Genomic DNA, 22223 nt, shown 5'->3' on the forward strand with positions numbered 1-22223 from the left:
GGTCTGAGATGTATTTTGCAGAAAAGATTTTATCTGTGGAAATAATATACATAATTTTATTTTTCATTCAAGCGATTGATTGATCGTTCAATCAATGTTACTGTATTTTACATAACATCGATACATATTCTTTGACACAGGCATTAATTATAAGAATGAACGATCATGAAAAAAAATAGATATGAACCAGAAAGTATCAGAACTAAACAAATCTTAGATGCCACGGTTGATGTTATTCATGAAGTTGGTCTCGCAAATACAACTCTTGCTAAAATAGCGCAAAAGGCTGATTTATCCACAGGTATCTTAAGCCATTATTTTGGTAACAAACAAGGACTTCTTAATGCCTGCATGCGGGATATGTTACGTAATTTACATTCAATAGGCGAGACAAAAAGAAAAACCGTAACAGATCCTGTAGAGATTATTAAAACGATCATTGATTCGAATTTTGATATTAGCCAAGTCAATAATAAAGCGATTCGTGTCTGGTTGGAATTTTGGAATTCCAGTATGCACGAACCTGAACTTCATCGCCTACAGCGTGTGAATGAAAAGCGTCTCTATTCAAATCTTAAATATCAATTTCAACGAATCATTCCAGTTGAACAAGCCATCATTGCTGCCCGAGGAATGGCTTCGTTGATTGATGGTTTATGGCTTAGAGGCAGTTTGATGAGTATCCATGTTCAATTCGATATTTTACAAGCTCGTGAAATTGCTTATCAATATTTAGACATGCAAATAAAACTATATAAAATAAAAAAAGAGGATCCTAATGGGTAACAACAAAACATACCAACTTTATATTCATGGTAAATATGTTAACGCAACCAGCGGCACAACATTCGAAACTGTAAACCCTGCAAATGGTGAGACGATTGGGATTGTTCAATCTGCGTCACAAGAGGATATTAATCAAGCAGTAAAAAGTGCAGAAAAAGGACAAGCTGTCTGGGGTGCGATGACAGCAATGGAAAGATCGCGTATCCTGAGGAAAGCGGTCGATATTCTTCGTACACGTAATGATGAATTGGCCGAGCTTGAAACATTGGATACAGGTAAAGCTTATTCTGAAACATCAACGGTTGATATCGTCACAGGTGCAGATGTCTTGGAATATTACGCAGGGTTAGCAACCGCGATCCAAGGTGAACAAGTTCCTTTACGTGAAACCAGTTTCTTTTATACACGCCGCGAACCTTTGGGCGTTGTTGCGGGTATTGGTGCGTGGAACTATCCAATTCAAATCGCTCTTTGGAAATCAGCCCCTGCTTTGGCCGCTGGAAATGCTATGATTTTTAAACCAAGTGAAGTCACACCGTTAACGGCTCTTAAACTTGCAGAAATATATACAGAAGCAGGCGTTCCTGATGGTGTATTTAACGTTGTTCAAGGTCTGGGTGACGTTGGTGCAATGTTATCTGCTCATCCTGTTATCGAGAAGATTTCATTCACAGGCTCTGTTCCAACTGGCAAAAAAGTGATGTCTTTGGCTGCCAGCTCTTCTTTAAAAGAAGTCACGATGGAATTAGGCGGCAAATCGCCGTTAATTATTTGTGATGATGCAGATGTGAACGATGCTGTTAATATCGCAATGATGGCGAACTTCTTTAGCACAGGTCAAGTTTGTACCAACGGTACTCGTGTTTTCGTGCCTGCTTCTATGAAAAAAGCTTTCGAAGCAAAACTACTAGAACGTGTTCAACATATTCATCTTGGTCACCCAATGGATGAAAAAACAAATATGGGACCCCTTGTTAGTTTCCAACATATGGAAAAAGTATTGTCTTATATGGAAAAAGGGAAACAAGAAGGCGCAAATTTACTTTGTGGTGGTTCACGCGAAACATCAAAAGATTTTGGCAAAGGTGCTTATGTTCAACCAACAATCTTTACCGACTGCCAAGACGATATGAGCATCGTTACAGATGAAATCTTTGGCCCAGTTATGAGCGTTCTGTATTATAATACCGAAGAGGAAGCAATTGCGCGTGCTAACAATACGCCTTTTGGTTTGGCTGCTGGTGTGGTTAGCAAAGATATTAGTCGCGCACATCGTATTATTCATCAGATCAAAGCAGGGATTTGTTGGATTAATACATGGGGAGAGTCCCCTGCTGAAATGCCCGTTGGTGGCTATAAACAATCTGGCGTAGGCAGAGAAAACGGTATCTCAACTTTGGAACATTATACACGTGTAAAATCTATTCAAGTAGAGATGGATAAATATAGCTCAATTTTCTAATTCATTCGTAATGTTACTTAATTAAGATAAGGATAAAAACAATGACCATTAAAGAATATGATTATATCATCATTGGTGCTGGCTCTGCGGGAAATACAATCGCAACTCGCTTAACAGAAGATCGTGATATAACCGTTCTGCTTTTAGAAGCGGGTGGACCTGATTATCGCTTCGACTTTAGAACCCAAATGCCTGCTGCATTGGCATATCCTCTTCAAGGACGTCGTTATAACTGGGCTTATTTAACTGATCCAGAACCGCATATGAATAACCGTCGTATGGAGTGTGGTCGTGGTAAAGGGTTGGGTGGATCATCCCTTATTAACGGAATGTGTTACATTCGTGGTAATGCCATGGATTTAGATAACTGGGCTGAACAAGACAAAAGCCTGTCTGATTGGACTTATGCTGATTGTCTGCCTTATTATCGTAAGGCTGAGACAAGAGATATTGGTGCTAATAACTTTCATGGTGGAGACGGTCCTGTCAGCGTGACCACACCGAAAGAAGGAAATAACGAATTATTCCATGCGATGGTTGAGGCTGGTGTACAAGCTGGATATCCACGCACAGATGATTTAAATGGGTATCAACAAGAGGGCTTTGGCCCGATGGATCGTACGGTTACCCCAAATGGTCGTCGTTCAAGTACTGCTCGTGGATATCTAGATACAGCAAAAAAACGTAAAAATATTAAAATTATTACCCATGCTGTGACCGACAAAATTTTATTTTCTGGTAAGCGTGCCATTGGTGTTCAATATATCCATGGTAATGAAACAGAAATGAATGTTGTTTACGCCAAAAAAGAAGTTATTCTAAGTGCTGGTGCCATCGCTTCTCCACAAATTTTGCAACGTTCAGGTGTTGGCCCAAAAGATGTTCTTGACGAATTCGGGATTACCCCTGTGCATGTTTTGCCTGGTGTAGGTCAGAATTTGCAAGATCATTTGGAAATGTATTTGCAATATGAATGTACAAAACCAATTTCTTTGTATCCTGCGTTAATTTGGTATAATCAGCCACCAATTGGTGCAGAATGGTTATTACTAGGCAAAGGTATTGGTGCTTCTAATCAATTTGAAGCAGGTGGTTTTATCAGATCTAGTGAAAAATTTGAATGGCCAAATATTCAATACCATTTCTTACCTGTTGCTATTAATTACAACGGAAGCAACGGTATTAAAAAACATGGCTTCCAAGCTCATGTCGGTTCTATGCGCTCCCCTTCAAGAGGTAGAATTCGTCTAACTTCTCTGAATCCTCATGACCATCCAAGCATTTTGTTTAACTACATGTCTGCTGACCAAGATTGGGAAGAATTCCGCGCTGGCATTCGTATTACTCGTGAAATCATGCATCAACCAGCCTTGGATGAATATCGCGGTAAAGAAATCAGCCCTGGTAAAATAGCCAAGACCGATGCAGAGCTAGACGAATTTGTTAAAAACCATGCTGAAACAGCTTACCATCCGTGCGGTAGTAACAAAATGGGATCTGATGATATGTCGGTCGTGGATTACGAAGGACGTGTTCATGGTGTAGAAGGTCTGCGTGTCGCAGATGCATCTATCATGCCGATCATTATTACTGGAAATCTTAATGCAACTACAATTATGATTGGTGAAAAAATAGCGGATGCAATTCGTGGTAAAAAATTGCCACGGTCAACCGTTGAATATCATAAAGCTAACGGCTCACCCGTTCGTAAAACACCAATGAGAGCGTTTACAGAAGATATGTTAAAATAGTCTAACTTATTTTAAACATTATTTATGATTAAGGGCATAAAGAATTTCCTTTATGCCTTTTTTTACCTAGCTTATTTTTCGGTTCCAAAAACACAAGTCAATTGCGCCGATCCTAAAGAATGGAAATGCGTATTGAACCCGATATAGGCTGGGGACACATCTTGGGTAATATCCAGTTTTTCAATATCCAGAGCGTGAATTGTTATAATATAACGATGTTTAACCCCAGGAGGCGGTGCTGCTCCACCATATTCATAAAAACTGAAATCATTACGAACTTGAATGGCCCCTTCTGGCATTCCTTTGGAGGATGCACCCTCGTCTAAATGCGTAACAGTTGTGGGGATATTTGCAACCACCCAATGCCACCATCCACATCCTGTCGGTGCATCAGGATCAAACATGGTAATTACAAAACTTTTCGTGCCTGTTGGTGCATTTTCCCAAAATAAAGAAGGTGACAAATTATCCCCATCTTGTCCCATTCCATTAAAGCGTTGTGCCTTTGGCATTATATCGCCGTTTTTATAAGAGTTGCTCCATAATTTAAACATTCTTAAATCCCTTCACAAAAATAATTATTAATAAAATATATTACTCGTTATTATTTAGTTGCTTCTAGCACATAAAAATTTATATCATACTCTTAATAATCAATCCATTTTAAATGGGATACCTCTCACAATCACACTATCGATTAATATTTTAGAGGATTGTTATGCGCTCACTTTTAGCTTTATTAAGCTCATTCCTGCTTTTTGGATGCAGTGTTAAACCGCCTAAAGATATTCATCCAATAACAAATTTTGATTTATCACGTTACTTGGGAACATGGTATGAAGTCGCAAGAATTGATAATCGTTTTGAAAAAGGATTAACACAAGCTTCTGCCAACTATACATCTCGTACAGATGGCGGTATCAGAGTTCTGAATAAAGGATGGGATCCTAATAAAAAAAAATGGAAAGAGGCCGTTGGTAAAGGTTACTTTGTTGAAAATCCTAGCATAGGTGCTTTAAAAGTTTCATTTTTTGGACCCTTTTACAGCGGATATAATATTATAAAACTTGACGAAGACTATCATTATGCTCTGGTTGTTGGCTCTAATAAAAATTATTTATGGATATTATCACGGACACCAACAATGCCATCTGACAAGTTAAAAGAATATGTCCAACTTGCGAAACAAGCAGGGTTCGATGCTCAAAGAATAATATTCTTTCAATGATCTAATATGACATAGATATAAATAAGAAATATCCTAAACCATTATACCTATGTCAAACATGATTGCTAACCCAAAAAACTATAATACTACAGAAAAACGATAAATCGTTTTCTCATCGAAAACTTCTGTTGGTTGTAAAGTCGTGGATGGAAAATTAGCCTGATTAGGACTATCTGGATAGTATTGTGGTTCAAAGGCAATACCTTCACATTGACGATAGGCTTTACCAGAATATCCTTTCAAATTACCACGCAAGGCATTACCTGTATAAATTTGCATGCCTGGCAAGGTCGTGAATAATTCTAATTTCCTACCACTTTGTTCGTGATGTAATATCGCTGCGGGGCGCATGGCTTCTTTTGAATATCCATCGATCACGAAATTATGATCGTAACCAATCGCTTTGTAAAGTTGATCAAAATTATCACGAATATGATCCCCAATATATTTATTTTCTCTGAAATCCATAGGTGTATTTGCGACAGAAGCAATCTCTCCAGTTGGAATCATATACCGATCGACAGGCGTGTAACCACTACAAAAAAGTTGCAATTTGTGGTTTTCGATTGAACCATTCCCCTCACCTGCTAAGTTAATATAACTATGATTAGTTAAGTTAATGACTGTTGTTTGATCCGTTTTTGCCTGATAACGAATAGAAAATTCGTTGTCATTATTAAGGCTATAAATCACTTGAACAGACAAATTTCCTGGGAAACCTTGATCTCCGTCTTGACTATGTAATGATAATCCTACAGATAGTTGATGATCTGATTGCTCCAATACTTCTGCTTGCCATACTTGTTTGTCAAAACCAACTTTACCCCCGTGCAAGCAATTGGAATTTTCATTTAAAGAAGGACTATATTCTTTCCCCTCAAGGCAAAATTTCCTTGCAATACGGTTAGCATAACGCCCGATTAATGCACCAAAATAAGGCCTAGCTCCTGGATCATTTTCATATTGTTGAAGACTAAAAAAACCAAGGACTACATTTTCAAAATTACCGTTTTTATCAGGCACTTTGACAGAGGTAATTGACCCACCATAGGTAATAAATTTCACCTCTACGCCATGAATATTTTGTAACGTAAATTCTTTTACAGTTTCACCATGTGCAGTTGTGCCATAATCTTTTTCTTTGACGAGTAATGTTTTGGTATCTTGAACAGCAACCATCATCTTTTCCTAATTTAATATCATTGTATAATAACGATAGCTTTATTACAAAAGAAAAGGAATGGATGAATACGTTCAATTTATGAATAGCTGTTGTATTTCCAAGTTATAAGCTTGCTGATCGATACTATCAATAGTCATATTGTCGAAACGAAAATAACATTTAGTAAAAACGTCCCCATTATCTGCTTACCGAGTTTCTAAATGTAAAAACAATTGTTTCTCTATCATTACAGAGTTTATTCAATGTGATAATTTATTCAAAATAAATAAGCATTATATGCTAAAAAAATGATTGAATGTGGTCTTTATCTATGGGCGAAATGCATTAATTAATCATAATTATGCTATTGAATTACAGCCCCTTTCAATATTAAGCTCAAAACAAGGTTATCAATAACTTTGTGCAGAGCAACACCAAGAATATTTAATGGATTAAAATCTGTCGAAGTCATCTTTCATTTTTATAATAATAAATGATTACAAATTTATGCTTTAAATGATTATCCGTATTCAGATGATCTTGTGTCATACTTCATTTAAATAGTAAAAACCATTATACATAATGATTCATTCTAGCAACTGATGATCATGTTTTTGAGGTTATTGGGAAATATCGTCTTACTTACTCAGAGTAATTGATTAATTTTCTCTGTAAGTAATCGTCTAGCATTGGGTAGAGGTTTGTTTTTCAGATAAAACACGTGTTTTTCCAAGAAATAACCAGTCAAAATTAAACCATCATACCAATCTTGATGATTGCCTTCGTCAGTTTCATCAATAAATAACAAAGGAAGACGGAGTAAACGAGGTTTCCATTCGCCAGCCATTTCTTCTGTTACAACTTTCCCTGTTTTGGGAGACACCCAATAAGCTCTGTCTGCTCCATATTCTTTACATACAGAGAAATCCAAACCATAACCAAGCTCAGCCAACAATAAAACTTCCCAACGAAGAAGTTGTGGCATCGCTTTTTGTTCTGCTTCTTGAGGATCTAAACTTAAAAAGGTCAGTATTTTAAATAATAATCGTGCGATATCTGGGACGGGTTGTCTTTCAATCAAGCTACTTTCTGCGACCGAGCAGATTGAAGATAAAATTGAATATGCAAATGGAAATGGTGAGATAGAAGCAAAATTGGCTCTGACCAACTCCCCTTTAAAATGTCCCAACTGATCTGACAATCTTGCTGACCATTCGGCCGCAACAAAATTGCCCATTTGCCAAATAGAGGTATTTTTTCGAGCCCCCATTGCTCGTACTAAACCACGATATAATCCTTGATCCAAAGACAGAAGACTGACAATTCCGTCAGTTTCACCATAATTTCGTGTGCTTAGGATAATAGAAGGAGAAGACCATTCAAGCATGAATCCCCTCTCCTTTCTTTAAAAACAGATTAACCTTTAGCAGCTTGCGCAACTTCAGCAGCAAAATCTGATTCTTCTTTTTCAATGCCTTCACCAAGGTGGAAGCGTTCAAAAGCAACAAGTTTAGAACCACTTTTTTCGATTACAGCTTTTACTCTGCTTTCGCCATCATGGATCCATAGTTGTTCAAGTAACACAACTTCTTCATAGAATTTGCGGATACGACCATCAATCATTTTTTCAATGATATTGTCTGGTTTACCAGAAGCACGAGCTTGTTCAACAAAGATCGCTTTTTCACGTTCTAATTCTTCAGAAGAAACTTCTTCAATTTTTAATGCAATTGGACGAACTGCTGCAACTTGCATACCGATTTTACGACCTAAATCTTCAAGATCAGCTGAAGCTGCTGGAGCTTCTAATGCAGCCAATACGGCAATTTTACCAACAGTTGGACGTAATGCACCGTGAATATAGCTGCCCACGACACCATTACCAACTTCTAGTACACGCACACGACGAATGGTCATATTTTCACCAATGGTTGCGATCAAAGTAGTTAAGTTTTCAGCAACTGTTTTACCATTTTCCATTGTTGCATTTTTCAATGCTTCAACGTCGTCACCTGTTGTTAATGCAACTTTTGCTGCATCTTCAACAAATTGTTGGAATTGTTCGTTACGTGCCACAAAGTCTGTTTCAGCATTGATTTCAACAACTGCAGCTTTATTACCAGCTGTTGCAACACCAACAAGACCTTCAGCAGCAACACGACCTGATTTTTTAGCAGCCGTTGCAAGACCTTTTGTACGCAACCAATCGATTGCTTCTTCAACATTTCCAGCGGTTTCGTTCAGTGCTTTTTTACAATCCATCATACCAGCACCGGTTTTTTCGCGTAATTCTTTTACTAACGCGGCTGTAATTTGTGCCATAATTGTCCTCTTTTTTAAATGCAGAAGCGCCCCGATCAATTCGAGACGCCCACTTATCACTATTCAGACAAAGCCGATGGCTTTGCCTATATCAAATCAAAATTCTGATAACTTATGATAATTAAGCAGGAATTTCTGATGTTTCTTCGATAGAAACTGTTTCCATCATGACTTCAGGAGGTAATTCTTCTGAAGCGCCTAGGTCTTCACCAGAAGCACCAAGTTCAGCAGAAATACCGTCAAGAACTGCACCAGAAATCAACTCACAATAAAGATTGATAGAGCGTAATGCATCATCATTACCAGGAACAGGATAAGTAATTCCTGCTGGATCAGAGTTACTATCCAAAATCGCAACAACTGGAATACCAAGTTTATTTGCTTCTTGAACAGCTAATTTTTCTTTGTTGGTGTCGATAATGAAAAGAATGTCTGGAAGACCACCCATTTCTTTAATACCGCCCAAAGAACGTTCCAATTTTTCACGTTCACGTGTTAATTGCAGAACTTCTTTCTTTGTCAAACCTGCCGTATCACCATCAAGGGTTTCTTCAACTTGACGTAAACGTTTAATTGAATTGGTGATTGTTTTCCAGTTGGTCAGCATTCCGCCCAACCAACGATGGTTTACATAATATTGACCACAACGTTTTGCGGTTTCAGCAACGCTTTCTGCTGCTGTGCGTTTTGTTCCAACAAAAAGAACACGTCCACCATTAGCAACGGTATCACGAACTGCATTTAATGCGCGATCCAACATAGGAACGGTTTGTTGCAAATCGATGATATGAACCTGATTACGAACCCCAAACAAAAATGGAGCCATTTTTGGGTTCCAACGACGGGTGTGATGTCCGAAATGAACACCAGCTTCTAATAATTGACGTAAGGTAAAATGTGGCATCGCCATTTGACGTGCTTCCTTTCTTTCTGGTTAAACCTCCGTAAAGCGCCGATCCATATTGCAGGCACCAGTGGCAAAAACTTTACGTGTGAATTTATCGAGCAATCTCGATAGAGTTTATATGAAAGAATTTTTCCAAAAAATCAAGTGATTATTTGTATAATTATCTGATGAAAAATGCATTTTTTAAATATGATGATATATTAATAAAATACGCATCATAAAGGTAGAAAATGACATGGATAAATTTGATATTGAATCGTTACAAGAGAATATTCATTTCAAAGAAACAAAATTATATTTCCAAGAAGTCATGATGGCCTATCAAATTGGGGCATATCGATCTGCTGTGGTGACTTTGTGGTCGGTTACAGTCTGCGATATTGTTTTACGATTACAACATTTAATTGATTTATATAATGATCCCAATGCCGTGCAAATATTACAAAAAATCAAAGACGAGCAAAATAAAAATAGTAAATCCTCTGCTTGGGAGCTTCAGATCCTTGAGGAAGTTTTAATACAAACACAGCTTATTAATCATGCAGACTTTGAAAACTTAAAATATTTACAAAAACAACGTCATTTATGCGCTCATCCAATCCTGAGCGATGGGTTACAACTCTATAAACCCAATAAAGAAACCACCAGAGCGCTTATTCGCAATACCCTTGAAAGCGTATTATCGAAGCCACCATTTTATACTGATAAAACTATTCTTACAATCTTAGAGGATTTATCTGAAGCACAAAATTTCTTAACAACACGCGATCAAATAAAACGATATATAGAAGATCGATACCTTAATAGGTTACCTTTGGAGGTTGAGTTAAAATTATTTCGCTTGTTATGGAAATTAGCATTTAGACTAGATAATGATGATTGTAGAAAAAATCGTCTAATTAATTGCCAAATGTTAATAATATTAACAGAACGTCACTCTTCCGAAATCTATAACCTAATTTCTGACGACAAAGAATATTACAGTAACATATCAAATTTAATCAATAAGATCAGATATATAATAATATATTTATCAAAATTCAAAAAAAATCTTTTCTGTTTATTATCTCAAGGTGCTCAAACAATAATTAGAGAAATATGCAAAAAAGATGATGAATGTTTATTATATGGGTGGTTCGTTCACGACAGCCTAACAGATTACTATAATACTGTTTTAAATTGTATGAATACTAACCTCTCATTCTTCATAGAAGAATATGATTGGAAAAATGTTTTTAATTTTTCTGATAACATAGAATGGGAAATGCAAGTCAATCAATTAATAACATTTTATTACTGTAGCGCTTCATCTAATGATATTGCCCTCGAACGTTCTAATTCAACGATTTTACCTTGTTTTGATAAATTCAATAATCAAGAAAAAATAGAGTTCTTACTTACAAATATAGAATTGAGTTATCAGCTTTGTAACAAAGAAAATCTTAAACGTAGTCACCAGTTTCTTCGCAAGCATTTTGAAAAAATCTTACCCAAAGAATTTGACTTTACTGTCTATCCACAATTTAATGCGCAGACTCTTCAGGAAACATTCCCTGATATTTCTCAGCTCAATAAGTTAGATTGATATATAAACAATGTCTGCAAAGCTACAAGGTATTATTCTAGTCCTCCTCGGCACCATCAGCTATGGGTTGCCAGCTTCTTTGATTAAACTGTCTAAACAAGATGGGATCACCGAAGCGAATATTCTCTTTTTCCAATTCTTCTTCGGTTGCCTTGCTTTGGGCATACTCTATTTCTTTAGCGCGAAGAAAATCAAAACCAATGAAACACCACTAAATTCCAGCGCAAAGAGAAGTCTTATTCTGTCTGGTACTGCCTTGGCATTAACAAACTCTTTTTATTTTACGTCTTTAGAATATGTATCCGTAGCCATTGCCGCGGTCATGCTGATGCAATCTGTGTGGATTACGTCCGTTCTGGATTTCATCTTTAAAAAAGTTGTCCCAAGCCCGATACAAATCATCTCTATTATCGTGGTTCTGGTGGGAACGATTTTTACAGCCGATCTTATCAATACAACGATGGTCATTTCTCCTTTTGGATTGTTCCTCAGCTTTATGTCGGGGGTTTGTTATGCAGTCACGATTATGGTTACCAATAATTTAGCCCCCCAAGCCTCTGCTGTGGGCAGGTCATTTTATATTTCTTTGGGTGCATTTATCGTTATCAGTCTTCTTTGGGGATGGTCAATTAATTTCACTATCATTCCACTCTCTTTAAAATGGGGAATGATGATTGCTTGTTTTGCGATTGTTTTACCTTTGTTACTCTTTGCCAAAGGTATGCCAAAAATCACAGCGGGTATTGGGGGCGTTTTATCCGCGTTGGAGTTGCCCGCAGCAATTGCTTTTGCTTATTTTATTCTTGATGAACACATAACGCTTTTACAATTTATTGGCGTTATATTAATTTTCATAGCCATTAGCAGTGTTAATTTAGTCCGAAAAAAAATCTATTGAAATATAAAATTCAAAAAATAATCACAATACCGTCATAAATCATACATAACGGTATCGGATTTTTTTTTTATTTAGTTAAAAATTTAATGTTGTTCCAAGCATTCCATTGACACCATGACTGTTTAGTCCAGCACCATAGTAATCTGCACTAATATTAAAAGACCACTGACCTCTTTGAGCCGTCAAATGTGCGCCTGCCTTGTAGATATTTGGACTGTTAAACGCTGAATATTGTTTAACACCAACTCCGTAAATACTGCCATATTGATTGACACTGGCATTGCTTAAAATACGTTCATAACCCAAAGTCATCCCTGGTGTGAAACTCCATTGTCCCGAATGTAATGGATTAAAGTTGAGATCAACATTCGCAACCAAGCTGGGTTGGATTTTGTCAAACCTAGACATATTTAATGCCAGCTCACTGCCTTTTTCGCGAACACGACCTAAATGCAGGCTGGTCACTTGTATTCCAACCGATGGATCAATGGTGAATGCATTAGCTTTGAACAACCACCCTGCCATCGCACGACCGCTGTAATACGCACCACTAGTATTGCCTTTCGTTGAGCTGAAACCATTCCCTAATTGGCGTTCACTTTGATAATTGACGTAACCGATATTTGCTTGCGCTCTTATCCATGCGCCAGAATTATCAAGCCCTTTAAATGCATAATTTCCACCTAAGGTAACAAAGCCACTATTGGTTGTAACCCGTCCACCATTACTGTTGACATTACCATAATTATAACCCAGCCCACCGTTAACAGATAGTTTCTGATTAAAACGATGCGTTAATCCAAAAACAGTGCCACCTGTATATTCATTACTGGAATTAAAACCATTTCTTGAATCTGTGCTGAGATAATTACTCAGCCCCTGCATCCAAAAAGCAGTTTCACCGTTCTTCATTCCTCTGCCTGTTGTCAAAGGCATTAACATATCATTCATTTTAGAAGGCTGGCGTAATAAATAGCTTGCTGCATCAGCGTAAACTTGTCCACCGACACGCATTTCCAAACCATTCAACGTGCCTTGATCAATTGCGGATTGAAGATAGTAATTATAATTTGTGTAAGCCCCCGACAGAGCAGTACCTTGCAATGCATTTAATAGATTGGCACCAGAAGCAGCATTGCCTTTAAAATTTTCTTTTCCAGGTAAAGTTAGGTAACGCACCATCTTTCCGCGCAAGACATAGATAGTGGCTTGATCCAACCCCAATCCCTGCTTAAGATAATTATCCATTGTACCATAAGTTTTAGTAACTTGATCTAACCCTGCTTCGAGCCAAGATTGATCTACAGACATAATGGTTCGGTAAGAATCCTGCATAGACACAGGTAATTTTGCCACCGTTGCATTAATGCGTGAAGCTGTGTATGCATTTGTTGCTAGATAATTAGATATAATATCTTGTTTATCCACACCTGCGAGAGACTGTAATACTGCTGCAGTCCAACCCGTGCGATCTTTTCCAGCTGTACAATGAAATAAAGCCGCGGAATCAGCATTTGCTAATATTTTCAACTCATCCCCAAAACCAGATCTGGCATAAGGATCGGTCACAAAGCTACGCTCAGTTTGCTGCATCATACTATTAACCTGGTCTTTGTTTAAACTACCATAATTGAGCGTAACGACACTATTTTGGTTTCCTATAATATCAACATGATAATAGGACATATTTGGAGAAAGTGTATCTGGCGTTGCGGTAATTTCTGAATTGGTTCTTAAATCAATAATGGTGCCTATATTTAGTTTTTCCATCACGCTAAGGTCATTACCAATAGGTGTTATTGCATTCGAACGGTAAAAAACCCCTGATCTCATTATACCATTATGGGCTGTTGTATAAGCAGTATCAATCCCAGCAATATCGCGGAAATTATCCATCCCTTGCATTCTCGGTGTATTTAATTGCACCGTTTGCGCCGTTGCCACATCCATAGGATATAACAAAGGAGTAATGAATAATAGGCTAGCAATACAGGAAGAGGATAAAAAAGAAAACTTTATGTTCATTATAAAACCATCGTTATAAGTAAAAATTATACCAATCGGTTTAAAGAACAATTTGAATAAATAACAATGAATAGAATATTAATTATAGGTTAAGATTTTATTATATTACGAGGACATTATATAACCACATGCATTCTAAAATACAAACATACTTATTAAATATTAAGCATCAGTCATATTGTTTACAGTAATTTTAAATCTATACCAATTGATGTATCTTTTAAAACAATCTGTAAACAATAAAATTGTTAGTCTACTCTAGATAATAATGCTTTGTCACAACCAGAATTTTTACATTCTCTTTCGATTGATTTTAACAAAGAAATACGTCTTTCCATTTTATCATTAACACAATTCAAAGCAACAGTTCCCCCATCAGAACATTCTTTATCACGAGCTCTGATCCATTGAATTTGTGTCTTTTTAACCGCTTGTTTTTGATCAACTTTTAGAACTTTGATCGTTTTTCCATATTGATCGTTAATCTCTTTATCTAACTGAGTCATTTTCAAAGACGCACAATACGTATTATCATATGCAGTAATAGGGTTACTACAACTCATAGCGAAAACAGCTGGTGCCAATGAAAATTGTGCCAATAATCCTGTAACTAAAAGAGTCTTTTTTAACATTATAGGTTCCTTGTGAAGATATAGCTTTATTTATTTCATATTTAACAAAGCACGCTCTTTTTTAACCTGTTCGACCGTAACATGTCCATTTCTATTTCCAAAATGTGCAATCACGTAATTGGCAATATCCGCAATATCTTGATCACTATAACCATCTTTAAAACCTGGCATGGAAAATGACCCAAGTTTCGAATCTTTTAATTCTGAACCTTCCAAAATAACTTTGATCAGATTGGTTCCTTGAGTCAATGTCGCCGTCTTTGATCCCCATAGACTTTCATATTCACCTTGCCGTCCCGCACCATTATCCAAATGGCAACTGGCACACAAAGCAGCAAAAAGATGGCTGCCATGACTGTGACTTGGCTCCGTATTTTGCAACTCTTCAACTGGAATATTTGCTGGTGCTTCTCCTTTTTCCTGAGGAGGTAGGGAACGTAAGTAGACAACCATTGCACGAATATCCTCTTGGCTCAAATGTGATAACCCATCATTGATCAATTTCGCCATTGGACCAACAGCGGCACCATGCCCTTCAACATATCCTTTGGATAAATATTGTTGCAGATCTTTGTCACTCCAAGATCCTATGCCTGTATCTCCATCAGAAGATATATTATAAGCAACCCATCCATTAACTATTGATCCAGAATAGTCAGGTGTTTTACCCTTTACCCCATCAGTTGATGAATGACAAGAAGCACAATGTCCTGGACCTTCTACTAAAAATTTACCTCTATTCCACTTGGCTGATTTTTGTGGATCTTCTTCAAAACTATCATTGGTATTATTATTTTGATTTCCTGCAGGAACAGTCACAGTTCCTTTTATTACTTTATTAACAACAGCAGGTTGCTGATCTAAATAAGCTTTGATCGCCAATATTTGATCCCTATCCATTAAACGATAAGCAGAATATGGCATCACAGGATTTAAAGACCTTCCTTTATATCCAACACCATCGCGTAAGGCACTGACGAATTCATCATCTGTATACCGACCAATTCCTGTTTCTGGGTCAGGTGTAATATTGGACGCATAAACAGTTCCTTGATTTTTGATTTTAAACCCCCTGCCTCCAGCTAGAAACTTTCCATTATCTGCAGTATGACAGGTCTGACACCCAGAGGCATAAAATAAATACTCACCCATTTTGATTTGGACTCGTTTAGGATCAGACTGTTTAGGATCAGACTGTTTAGGATCAGACTGTTTAGGATCAGACTGTTTAGGATCAGACTGTTTAGGATCAATTTGAACTTCATCTGCAAAGACTTGCTGCAAAGGCGATAATATCGTACCTAGCATTATCCCTATTGCAAGCAATATTTTTAATTCAAACCTAATAAAATAAACCATAAAACAACTCTAATCCTAAGAAGATTCTCAATTCTAAGTTTTAATCGTAATCACATTAAAAAAATAATAGATAATGATTAAACCTTGCTTCTTCCAACCATTATTCCAAACAATGCGCCAGTCACTCCTATAATAATACCGATAATTCCCATATCTATACCCAAAGATTGCCAATCATCGATAAGAATAGTTCCGTTTCGAATATAGGAATGCCCCAATATCACGCCTTTAAACGCCCACAAGGCACCAATCATTATGCCTAAACAACCACATAGGATACCAATTGAGCGATATAGTGATGTATGCTTCGTCTGTTTATCTATAATCAATATGCGATACTCCATTTTATTCACCAATAAACTGAAATTTAGTGTAAGACTAAGTCAAATATTTGTTCAAAGGTAAGCTATATAAATTCTTATTCAAAATTGATCCCAAAGCATCAGCCAATGCTGGTGCTGAAACAATTGTTCCCAACTCTCCGACCCCTGAAGGATGCTCATTGCTTTTAATGATGTGAACTTCTATTTGCGGAACTTCATTCATATGTAGAACACGATATTGATTAAAGTTACGCTGCACGATTTGACCATTTTGAATTTGCACCTCGTTATACAAAGCAGCGCCTAATCCATAAATAGCACTACTTTCGATTTGTGCAGAAATTTGATCTGGATTGACAGCTAATCCACAATCAAGCGCAACAATCACGCGATGTAAACGCACCACTGACATGGCTGTGATTTCAGCCTCGACTACCATGGCAATATAACTGCCAAAAACATGCGCCATTGCAAAGCCTCTGCCAATATCTTTGGGAGGTTGCTGTTCCCATTGGGCATGTTGGGCAACCATATCAATGACGGCTATCGCTCGAGCATCTGGTTTTAGCAATTTACGGTATTCGATGGGGTCTTTTTTAGCTTTCTTAGCACATTTATTGATCGTAGATTCCACTACAAAAATATTTCTGGTGGCTCCGTTCCCTTGCCACCAACCAGGAATAATAGATTGAATATCACAATTAGTGTAATTTAACTGATAATGTGGAATTTGATATGGAAGCGTGTCAATTCCTAACAATAAATCAGGATCCATACCCTCTTTTGATAATAATGATTTATCCCAAAAAGCAGTTACAGATGGGCCTATGATATGATGCTTGACTGCTGTTATTAAACCATCTGCATCGACGCCTGCTTCAATTTGATCCAAATAAGGTGGACGGACATGATCTTGAACAAAATCCTCTTCTCTCGACCAAACACATTTTAGAGGATAAGAAACCTTTTGTGCAAATTGAACAGCTTGCAAAATATATTCATCATTCAAACGCCGACCAAAACTGCCACCAACAAAGACATTATGAAAATATATCTCTTTTGTATCTCTTTTTAATAGTGCTGCAACTTTATCCCTTGTCCATAAAGGTGTTTGTGAGCAAGACCATATCTCACATTTTGTTTCATTTATGAATATTGTGCAACTTAGAGGCTCTAACGCAGCATGCAGCAACATTGGCTGTTTATAAGTCCCATTATAAATATGACTTGTAGCATTTAATGAAACTTCAATTTTTTCTGAACTATTATTATATCCAATGATCGCCTGTTGTTCATCCGCAGCTTGATCTAATTGCTTATAAATACTGTCTGTTGTCGCTGCGCTTTGGGAACCATAATCCCACTCAATAACCAATTGCTTGGCGGCTTTGGAGGCAATCCAGAAATTTTCTGCAATAATACAAACAATATTCTCTAAAGATACTATATCAATAACACCTTGTATCTGTTTTGCATTCTTGTCATCAAGATGTGCTAATTTTCCACCCACTACAGGACAAGCAATCATTAACCCTGTTCTTATCGCTGGAACAGATGGATCTTCAAGATGAATATCTGTTGCGTAGATTGCTTTGCCTTTAATTTTCTCAGATGTATCTACACGTGGTTGCGATTTACCAATCAAACGATAGTCCTCTGTTTTTTTTAAAGGAACTTCTTTAGGTATCGATAAATTATAAATATCATGTAAAAATTGTGCGTAAGGTGCCTGTTGACCATTTTGGCCATAAATTTGACCTGCTTTGGCATGACACTGGTTGATATCTATTTTCCAAGATTGTGCAGCAGCTTGCAGTAACATCGTACGTAATATTGCTGCTGATTGTTGCAACGGAAACCAATCTTTTTGAGTTGATCCAGATCCCCAAGTGACTTCAGTCACTTCCCCTTTTAAAATATATTCTGGGTTTGGCAAAGCAGCATCAACCTTGATTGCTGATAACTCAACCTCCAGCTCTTCAGCCAGAAGCATCGCTGCGGCTGTATAAATTCCCTGCCCAAATTCAATATCAGGAATATGAAACAAAATTTGATTATTTGATGTAATTTCAATATACGCGTTATGATACTCATTATTTGTTGGCGTATTGACACTATGATGTGAATTGTCTTCTGATTTCGATGTAACAATTTTGTCCTGCGCTTTTGCCAATATTGGCAAAGAAACGCCCAAGATCAATGCACCTGTCTTCGTGAAAAAAGCACGTCTGGATAAATTACTCATCTTCTGTGCTCCCTACCGCAACTTTGATCGCATTGCGAATACGCTGATACATACCACAACGACAGACATGTCCCGATAAAGCACGATTAATTTCTTCTTTGCTTGGCTTTTCTTTTTCATGTAACAAAGCAATTGCAGCCATAATCTGACCTGGTTGACAGTAACCACATTGTGTCGGCTGCTTCTCAACCCAACCATCAAGTATCTTTTGAGCAATTGGATCATTATCCAATCCCTCTATGGTAATAATCGATTGATTGCCAATGGATCCCACTGGTAAAGAACAAGACCGAACTGGTTTCCCGTCTAAATGCACCGTACAAGCACCACATTCACCAATGCCACAGCCATATTTGGTGCCTGTTAAACCCATTACATCTCGTAAAACCCATAATAACGGCATATCATCAGAAACGTCTAAACGAACTATTTTATTGTTTATATTTAATTCAACCATTCCGTTCTAAATCTTTTATTTTTTACGTCAAACAGAGTAACCGAACATAAAGGAAAATTCAAACTTTCCTCTATGAACAATTACTTTATGATCTGAACTTTACTGAAAAGGATCTTTTTCACTATCTTCATTAGCCTTAGGCTGATTTTTCGGCTGTTTCTGATCCTCTTTCTTTTGTTTATCTTTTTTCGCCTCATTAGAAACAGAGCCCCCTTCAGGTGGCTTTTCTATTGCAAGAGGATTGTATTCTAACAAAGGAAGATTATTGTCCACGACAATATCACCCTCAGGACGATGGCGTGCATAATCTATCTGTATCAAATTATGACGAACAATAGAGTATTCAGATATTAATCGTTTGAATACATCGACAGGCATGGTCAATAAATAACCAAAACGCAAAGAGCGATATATTGATTCCGTTCTTTTCTTATTAGCGATGATCTCTTTTGCCCCTAATATATCCCCTGAACCAAATGTAAAGACTTTATCTTCGACATGTGTTTCGAATAATCCGTTACTAATAAAGAATACATTTTTAATTCGTTCTCCACGAGAGAAAATCCTCTCACCAGGCGAAACAAAATAAATAGACATCGACATCGAAATATCATACAAAACAGCTTGAGGAACGCCTCTAAGGCAAGGAAGCTCCTGAACGCGTTGCTCAATCCCACTCTTTAAATTGAATTTTAAAGAACGATTATACCGCGCAAACCGCTTTTCAACAGCTTTTTCTAACTCTTGATATAACTCTTCACTGATCAGAGTTTCTGTATGCAAATCATCATATTCTTCGTTTTCAAACCTTAACGCAACCATTTGCAAGAAACGTGCTTCCAAGGCTTCAATATATCCTTGATAATGCATTCTCATCGTTTCCAAAGCATCATCCAACATACGATTTTGTCTGTCTAGCACTTCAGAAACAATATCCGCCACACGTGATCCCAACGTCGGCTCAATTTTGCGTTTAACAAAACGAGTTAACGATATAGCAACAAATCTTGAAATCAACAAAATCTCAAAACGTTCCATCATACAATACATCAACGGACGATCTATATGTAGTCTGCGGTGAATACTTTGAGCCATTCGAAACCGTAAAGGCGGATGTAATCGTTTATGCATTTCCTTTACATATCCATAGCGACCATCTTGCCAAGCACCATCAAGAGCAGCTTCAGCTGATCTTAACAATGTTTCCATCACCCTTCTGGGTAAGCCTTGCATACGGAATAAATCAAGTAGAATTGAACGCTCTTGCGCGGCAATGGTAATCAAAGCCAATGTAATTTGTTGACGGTTGCCCAAAGCGGTATCAAACGTATTCGCTTCTTGCTCGTCCTCAATTCGCCTTTCAAGACCTTCGATAACATATCCTGTAATACGATTATTAAAACCAAATTCATTGGCTGTACGTCTTGTTTTATCTCTAACTCTTCCTAAACCAATACCTAATATCTGATGGCGTACAGCCTGATCGATCGGGGTTAGTTCATTTAGTCGGAAATAAACAACCACGGCACGTAAAGTCGTTCCATTAACTAACAATGTAATTAATACAAACCCCGTTGCGATGATTCCAACAAAATGAGATATCGGTGTTGAAACCAACTCATTTTCAGTAACAGCCAATGCCAATGCCAGCGTGATTGCGCCGCGCAATCCCCCCCACACCATTGTTGCTTTGAAAGGTGTAGGAATAGGCGGAGAAATCTTTGTTGCCGCTAGAATAGGTAACATCCCAAAAACAACAACTGCACGTGCGATCAATCCTGCAATTGTAGCAATTAGAATCAACACACAATCCCACTTGGTCATCCCAATTAACAAACGAGGCACCAACATGGAGGCTAGGACAAACAACAATGACCCTGCCCAAAAAACAATCTGTTGCCAAATCTCGTTTAGAAAACGCCAAGTTTGAGGGCGAAATGTCGACGGCCCGTATGCGGAAAGCGTAAGCCCTGCTGCTGCTGCTGCAACAACACCAGAGAAACCAATAATTTCGTCACAAACAATATAAGAAATGTAAGGCAAAGCCACTGTTAATGTAATTTCAGCAGCCCGTCCTGAAGTAGACCCTAGTGCCACAATCATCCATAAAGAGAGACGTGCAAAAATAAAGCCAACAATCACTGCCCCAGCAAACGAAACCAGAATACTAATTGCAGAGCTCATTAAATGAACTTCTTTGTGCGCGATAATGGCTGCTGTTAATGTGGAGAAAATGGAAATTGCTGCCGCGTCGTTTAATAAAGATTCACCCTCAACCAAACGGGTTAATCGTGTCGCAGCACCGATCTCTTTAAAAATCCCAGCGACTGCGGACGGATCCGTTGTTGCAACAATAGAACCCACCAATAAACAAACAATCAAAGGCATTCCAGAAAACGGATACAGAGCCAGCCCAATCATAGCCGTCGACAGCACGACAGCCACAATAGCCAATAACAACACAGTACCCATTTCATGGTAAAGTCTTCGCACATCAATGGCCAATCCCGCTTGGAATACCAAGATTGGCAAAAAGATTAAAAGAAACCCCTCACTATTGATTGGGAAATCTAATAAGACCTCTGCGGCAGTATCGAAAATATAAATATGGGAACTATGCAATACAATATCTGCAACGCCCCCTAAAATAATCCCTACGATCGCCAACAGAACTGTTTCTGATAACTCAATACGTTTGGCCAAAGGCTGAACCGCACTGACGATGACTAAGAGGATGGCTGTTGCTAATAAAACAGTAGCCAGACCAGTAACTGGCATATTAGTCTCTCTCCGCTTTAAATAATTAATATAATGTTTGTATTTTATAAATGTATTATAAACAGAGAAATCATTCAAACAATCTGTTTATTCAGATTGTGTTGATCGTATATAATGTTCGGTTATGAAATTATTGTCCTTGCTTAAAATACTTTTCAATTTGTTTGTATATCATATTTTATACATAATAAGAATTATAAATTTCGTTACAATTTATTTCATAAATTTTATAGACTTTAATCTAGCTTCTATTTAAGTTTATTATGAAATTAATTTTTTGTTTTAAATCGCTTCATAATTGTT

The 22223-nt window shown here is 37.4% G+C and carries 18 protein-coding genes; 6 read left to right on the forward strand and 12 right to left on the reverse strand.

Annotated features, from left to right (window positions below; all coding sequences use genetic code 11):
• Positions 1-165: 165 nt before the first annotated feature.
• From betI to betA, 3 genes are read left to right on the forward strand one after another with little or no spacing between them, the layout of a single operon-like run.
• Positions 166-786, forward strand: a complete 621-nt coding sequence (gene betI / locus PQG54_RS04620; RefSeq protein ID WP_271788647.1) for a transcriptional regulator BetI — start codon at positions 166-168, stop codon at positions 784-786.
• Positions 779-2248, forward strand: coding sequence for a betaine-aldehyde dehydrogenase (gene betB, locus PQG54_RS04625; protein WP_271788646.1), 1470 nt, complete (start codon positions 779-781; stop codon positions 2246-2248). The genes betI and betB overlap by 8 nt, the downstream gene beginning before the upstream one ends.
• 41 nt (positions 2249-2289) lie before the next feature.
• On the forward strand, positions 2290-3999 hold the full coding sequence (gene betA / locus PQG54_RS04630; RefSeq protein ID WP_271788645.1) for a choline dehydrogenase: 1710 nt from the start codon (positions 2290-2292) through the stop codon (positions 3997-3999).
• A 71-nt stretch (positions 4000-4070) separates the two neighbouring features.
• On the opposite strand, the gene PQG54_RS04635 is transcribed toward betA, so the two are convergent.
• Entirely contained in the window at positions 4071-4553 is a 483-nt protein-coding gene (locus tag PQG54_RS04635; protein ID WP_271788644.1) for a kinase inhibitor, read from the reverse strand.
• Between the two features lie 164 nt (positions 4554-4717).
• Here PQG54_RS04635 and PQG54_RS04640 point away from each other — a divergent pair, with 164 nt between their 5' ends.
• Entirely contained in the window at positions 4718-5227 is a 510-nt protein-coding gene (locus tag PQG54_RS04640) for a lipocalin family protein (protein ID WP_271788643.1), read from the forward strand.
• A gap of 78 nt (positions 5228-5305) precedes the next feature.
• On the opposite strand, the gene PQG54_RS04645 is transcribed toward PQG54_RS04640, so the two are convergent.
• The 4 genes from PQG54_RS04645 to rpsB all read right to left on the reverse strand — a co-directional run bounded on the left by PQG54_RS04645 (position 5306) and on the right by rpsB (position 9621).
• Positions 5306-6409, reverse strand: a complete 1104-nt coding sequence (locus tag PQG54_RS04645; protein WP_271788642.1) for an aldose epimerase family protein — start codon at positions 6407-6409, stop codon at positions 5306-5308.
• Positions 6410-7035: 626 nt separating this feature from the next.
• Positions 7036-7776 carry a DNA repair protein RecO gene (gene recO / locus PQG54_RS04650; RefSeq protein ID WP_271788641.1) on the reverse strand — a complete coding sequence of 247 codons (741 nt, stop codon included), beginning with the start codon at positions 7774-7776 and terminating at the stop codon, positions 7036-7038.
• Positions 7777-7805: 29 nt separating this feature from the next.
• Positions 7806-8711 carry a translation elongation factor Ts gene (gene tsf, locus PQG54_RS04655; protein ID WP_271788640.1) on the reverse strand — a complete coding sequence of 302 codons (906 nt, stop codon included), beginning with the start codon at positions 8709-8711 and terminating at the stop codon, positions 7806-7808.
• A 121-nt stretch (positions 8712-8832) separates the two neighbouring features.
• Positions 8833-9621 carry a 30S ribosomal protein S2 gene (gene rpsB, locus PQG54_RS04660; RefSeq protein WP_271788639.1) on the reverse strand — a complete coding sequence of 263 codons (789 nt, stop codon included), beginning with the start codon at positions 9619-9621 and terminating at the stop codon, positions 8833-8835.
• Positions 9622-9853: 232 nt separating this feature from the next.
• Here rpsB and PQG54_RS04665 point away from each other — a divergent pair, with 232 nt between their 5' ends.
• Both PQG54_RS04665 and PQG54_RS04670 read left to right on the forward strand, forming a co-directional pair.
• On the forward strand, positions 9854-11203 hold the full coding sequence (locus tag PQG54_RS04665) for a hypothetical protein (RefSeq protein ID WP_271788638.1): 1350 nt from the start codon (positions 9854-9856) through the stop codon (positions 11201-11203).
• Between the two features lie 10 nt (positions 11204-11213).
• The gene (locus PQG54_RS04670; RefSeq protein ID WP_271788637.1) at positions 11214-12101 is read left to right on the forward strand and encodes an EamA family transporter; all 888 of its coding nucleotides are present in this window, start codon (positions 11214-11216) and stop codon (positions 12099-12101) included.
• Between the two features lie 75 nt (positions 12102-12176).
• Here PQG54_RS04670 and PQG54_RS04675 read toward each other — a convergent pair whose 3' ends face one another.
• The 7 genes from PQG54_RS04675 to PQG54_RS04705 all read right to left on the reverse strand — a co-directional run bounded on the left by PQG54_RS04675 (position 12177) and on the right by PQG54_RS04705 (position 21920).
• Positions 12177-14126, reverse strand: a complete 1950-nt coding sequence (locus tag PQG54_RS04675) for a tyrosine-protein phosphatase (protein ID WP_271788636.1) — start codon at positions 14124-14126, stop codon at positions 12177-12179.
• A gap of 248 nt (positions 14127-14374) precedes the next feature.
• Positions 14375-14758, reverse strand: a complete 384-nt coding sequence (locus PQG54_RS04680) for a lysozyme inhibitor LprI family protein (protein ID WP_271788635.1) — start codon at positions 14756-14758, stop codon at positions 14375-14377.
• Positions 14759-14788: 30 nt separating this feature from the next.
• Positions 14789-16117 carry a c-type cytochrome gene (locus PQG54_RS04685; protein ID WP_271788634.1) on the reverse strand — a complete coding sequence of 443 codons (1329 nt, stop codon included), beginning with the start codon at positions 16115-16117 and terminating at the stop codon, positions 14789-14791.
• Between the two features lie 77 nt (positions 16118-16194).
• Positions 16195-16461 (reverse strand): hypothetical protein, encoded by a 267-nt coding sequence (locus PQG54_RS04690; RefSeq protein ID WP_271788633.1) that lies wholly within the window; start codon positions 16459-16461, stop codon positions 16195-16197.
• A gap of 34 nt (positions 16462-16495) precedes the next feature.
• The gene (locus PQG54_RS04695; protein WP_271788632.1) at positions 16496-18685 is read right to left on the reverse strand and encodes a xanthine dehydrogenase family protein molybdopterin-binding subunit; all 2190 of its coding nucleotides are present in this window, start codon (positions 18683-18685) and stop codon (positions 16496-16498) included.
• The gene (locus PQG54_RS04700; protein ID WP_271788631.1) at positions 18678-19142 is read right to left on the reverse strand and encodes a (2Fe-2S)-binding protein; all 465 of its coding nucleotides are present in this window, start codon (positions 19140-19142) and stop codon (positions 18678-18680) included. Before PQG54_RS04700 ends, PQG54_RS04695 begins: the two co-directional genes overlap by 8 nt.
• A gap of 99 nt (positions 19143-19241) precedes the next feature.
• Positions 19242-21920 (reverse strand): cation:proton antiporter, encoded by a 2679-nt coding sequence (locus PQG54_RS04705; protein WP_271788630.1) that lies wholly within the window; start codon positions 21918-21920, stop codon positions 19242-19244.
• Positions 21921-22223: the final 303 nt, after the last annotated feature.

The sequence above is a fragment of the Commensalibacter communis genome (genome assembly GCF_947179015.1).
Classification (GTDB): Bacteria; Pseudomonadota; Alphaproteobacteria; order Acetobacterales; family Acetobacteraceae; genus Commensalibacter; species Commensalibacter communis.